Below are 3,659 nucleotides of genomic sequence, written 5' to 3' on the forward strand. Positions count from 1 at the left end.
GACCTCCAACGAAGGGCTTCAGGAGACGCTGCTGCGGATCAACCGGATAGCGGCCGTGGCCCGGTCCACCAGTGTCATAGCCCTGTCGCCGATCGTCGCGCCGCGCTACCTGCCGCTGCTGGACTCCGAGCAGCGCGAACGACCGAGCCGGGTACCCGCCTACAAGCAGGAGCCCGGCCCGCTCGACGCCTGACCTGGTCCGACTGGTCCTACGGGTTCGGCTAGTTCGAGAAGTCCTGCGTCATCCAAACCGTCCCGCTGCCGTCCCGGTAGATCGCGATGCCGATGTGGTGGAACGAACTGCTCAGGATGTTCTGCCGGTGCCCGTCGTTCGGCGGCTTCTCGTTCAGCATGTCCTGCGTCAGGCCGACGGCCATCTGGCCGATCGCCGAGTCGGTGTCCGATACCGGGCTGCCGTCGCCGATGTTCTCCCCGGCGCTGGTCCACTGCACCCCGGCGGCGGTCTCCCGGTCGCCGAGCGCCGGCTCACCCGGGCACTGGTGAGACAAGCCGCAGCCACCGGCCATTGTCTGATTGTGCTTGGTAGCGCTGGACGTCAGGCCTGAGGTGATGGTGTAAGCGGGCAGTCCCGCGCTCGCTCGGGCCTGATTGATCAGCGCGAGCACCTGTTGCACCGGGCCCGAGGCGACGCCGGACGCCGTCGTCGTGGTGGAGGAGGAGCCGGTGCTGGGCGGCGGGGCGGCCGGTGCCGTGGTGTGCGTCGGCGGCGGTGAGGGCTTCGCTGAAGGGGACGGACTTGCCGAAGGGGAGGCTGCGATGGTCGAGGGCAGGGGTATCGCCGCAGCGGATGAGGGTTGGGCCGTCGCGGTCACCGAGACGGCTACAGGTCCCGGCGCGGGTGCGGCCGTCGTCGCCCCGGGCTTGACCCCGTAGACGACCGCGAGGCCGATGCCGACCGCTGCGGTCACCACCGCGAACCCGAGCACCGGTTTCGCGAAGAACGACCCGCCGTGGCCGCCGCGCCGATGTGCCCCGTATCCGTTGTGCTTCTGCGGTATTCGGATCTGCTCCGTCGGCGTGGTCAGCCCGACCGCGTGCACAGACGACAGCATGTAGGCGGTGTATCCGACGGGCAACGGGAGCAGCGCCAGCCCGGCGAGCAGCCGTTCGGCGGGAATCAGCTCCTGGACGTCGCTCGAGCAGTACTCGCATTCGCGGATGTGCCGGGCGAAGCGCTTGCGCCACAGGGGAGCCGGCTTGCCTGTCCAGCTGGCGGCCGCGTCGGCGAGGCGGGAGCAGCCGGGCATGGCAGCCAGCGCCCGCACCACCAGCCGGGCGCCCTCCAACTGCCCCTTCATCCGCGCGACCCGGACCGTCACGTGGTGCGGGTCCAGCTCCAGGGCGTTCACCAGTTCGCCGCGGGTCAGGTGCCCGGCGGTGACCAGCCACCACAGGGAGAGCAGATGGCGGTCGTCCGGGTCGAGCCACCGGGTGGCCTGCGCGACCTCGCGGCGCTGCCCGGAGAGCCCCAGCTCGGTCAGCGTCAGGTCGACGAAGTCCGCGCCCGGGTCGGCCACCTCCGCGACCTCGTCCAGCGGGGCCGGATCGATGCCGCGGGACCGGTGGTGCTCGCGGACCTGGTTCATCGTGATGGCGACCAGCCAGGAGCGGAACCGCTGCGGATCGCGCAGCCCGGGCAGCCCGTGCACGACGCGCAGCATGGTGTCCTGCACCACGTCGTCCACGTCCCCGCGCCGCGCCAGCGCCCGGCCCACGATGTTGTAGACCAGCGGCAGGTACCGCGCGATCAGCTCGTCGAGCGCGTCCTGTTCCCCGGCCCGCGCGGCCTCGACCAGCCGCAGGTCCACCGGTATCGCGCCCGCCCGCGTCGGATCCGTCTGCCAGACCATCGTCAACCTCGCCTCGGTGCCCTTGTCCGCGTCCGTCTCCCGCCCCCCGAAGTCGGCTTCGAAGGGCGCCATCACTTTCGGAGACACCACGCCGGGGCCCCGGGTCACAGAAATCGCGTCCGGAAATCCGCGGGGACTCACGTTGCCACACCGCGAGGGTGCCGAAAACCAAGAGAGGGTTTCGAACTCTTGCGCACTTGGTGTTGTTAAGTTACTTTCCGAACGAAACATTTGCACGCTTCGGACCCTCCCTCGGCGCAAGTTGGACCGCGAGCGTGCTCGCGCGTGTTCGCCCGGAGGGCTCCCCATGTCGCCATCACTGCCGGGCGACAGTGCCCGGCCACCCACTTCGATCGTCTTGCAGTGCCGCGATCCCCTCTTGCGCGGCCTCTTAGCGGACTGGCTCGACCGCCGGGCCGGCCTGGTCGCCGTCGCGGTGGTGCGCGACGGACGCGAACTGTTGTGCTCCTGCGGCATCCACCGTCCCGCCCTGGCCATCCTCGAAGCGGACCCGGCCGGGTGGAGCGCCGTGCGGCTGCTCGAACGGCTGCGCGAGTGCTCCCCGCTGCGCAGCATCGGCCTGCACCACTCGCTGAGCCGTGCAGAGGTACGGCGCTTGCACGTGGCCGGCTTCGACCGGCTGGTGAACTACGCGGGCGGGTTGCCGTCCCTGGCGTCTGCGATCAGGCGGCTGACGTCACCCACAGCCGAAGGAGAGACTGGTGAGGCCGTGAACGGCGTCCGCCTCACGCCGCGCGAGCTCGACGTCCTGCGGCTGCTCGGCCTCGGGCTGCGGTCCGCGCAGATCGGCACGGCGCTCGGGGTCCGCCCGGCGACCGTGGAGAACCACAAGCGGCGGGTGTTCGCGAAGCTCGACGTGCACGGCGAGACGCAGGCCGTCGCGGTGGCGCTGCGGCGCGGCCTGCTCGCCAGCGGCGGCCCGACCGCCGAGCCGGTCGGACTGACTCCGCGCGAACGCGAGATCATCGGCCTGGCCGCGGCGGGATATTCGGTGAAGCAGACCGCGCACACGCTGCGCGTCTCGGTGAAGACTGTCGAAAGCATCCAAAGGCACTTATTCAGCAAGCTGGGTGTGCACGGCCGAAGTGGAGCCCTCGCCGCAGTCTACGGATATAAGAACGCCCAGATGGCTGCGACACCGGAGGGCGCCAGCCCTTAAGGAGTATCTGTCGTCGTATGTGACGGACGTGGTCGGGTGGCTCGGCGGGAGCGGCGTGCTGGCCGGGCATCCGACCCCGCCGTCCCGTGTTCGTGATGGTGCTTGTGGTCATGCGACTGATCTGGTGAGCCGCCCATCATCGAAAGCATCGCTCGGCCACCGGTGCGCAGGAACCGAACCACCAGCACCGCGGCCAGCACGAGGAACACGATGTTGAGAACGGTCGTGTAGTTCCACGAAACGCCGTCAGTCGGCAGGTGAGCCGCGCGCTGGTCGGGCACCAGCCCAAGCCCGCCGAACACAAGCTCGATGACGTACCCGGCCCCCGCCATCGCGACGTAGAAAGTGCCCAACAGGAAAAGTGCCATCCGCGCGCCGTAATACTTCCGGTAGATATTGAGGATCGGCACAATTAGCAGGTCGGCGAAGATGAACGCGACAACGCCGCCGAAGCTGATCCCGCCCTTCCACAGCACCACCGCCAGCGGCACGTTCCCGATGGAGCAGACGAAGCTCAGCATCGCGACCAGCGGGCCGATCAGCGGCCCCCACACCCGGGCAGCCAGGGGGTGCGAGGCGAGGAAGAAGTGCCCCCAGAACGAGTCGGG

At 69.5% G+C, this 3,659-nt stretch carries 3 protein-coding genes and 1 pseudogene; 2 read left to right on the forward strand and 2 right to left on the reverse strand.

The annotated features are described in order from the left end of the window. Window positions 1-193: pseudogene (locus tag VGZ32_RS06860) on the forward strand (Lrp/AsnC family transcriptional regulator); the annotation flags it as partial. A gap of 28 nt (window positions 194-221) precedes the next feature. Here VGZ32_RS06860 and VGZ32_RS06865 read toward each other — a convergent pair. Continuing rightward, window positions 222-1,943, reverse strand: coding sequence for a sigma-70 family RNA polymerase sigma factor (locus VGZ32_RS06865; RefSeq protein WP_326885004.1), 1,722 nt, complete (start codon window positions 1,941-1,943; stop codon window positions 222-224). Window positions 1,944-2,250: 307 nt separating this feature from the next. Here VGZ32_RS06865 and VGZ32_RS06870 point away from each other — a divergent pair, with 307 nt between their 5' ends. Beyond that, the gene (locus VGZ32_RS06870) at window positions 2,251-3,051 is read left to right on the forward strand and encodes a LuxR C-terminal-related transcriptional regulator (RefSeq protein ID WP_326885005.1); all 801 of its coding nucleotides are present in this window, start codon (window positions 2,251-2,253) and stop codon (window positions 3,049-3,051) included. On the opposite strand, the gene VGZ32_RS06875 is transcribed toward VGZ32_RS06870, so the two are convergent. After that, window positions 3,048-3,659: permease (locus VGZ32_RS06875; RefSeq protein WP_326885006.1), on the reverse strand; the 612-nt coding region annotated here is incomplete at its 5' end. The genes VGZ32_RS06870 and VGZ32_RS06875 overlap by 4 nt on opposite strands.

The organism is Actinocrinis sp., from assembly GCF_035938995.1.
Lineage (GTDB): Bacteria > Actinomycetota > Actinomycetes > Streptomycetales > Catenulisporaceae > DASZGI01.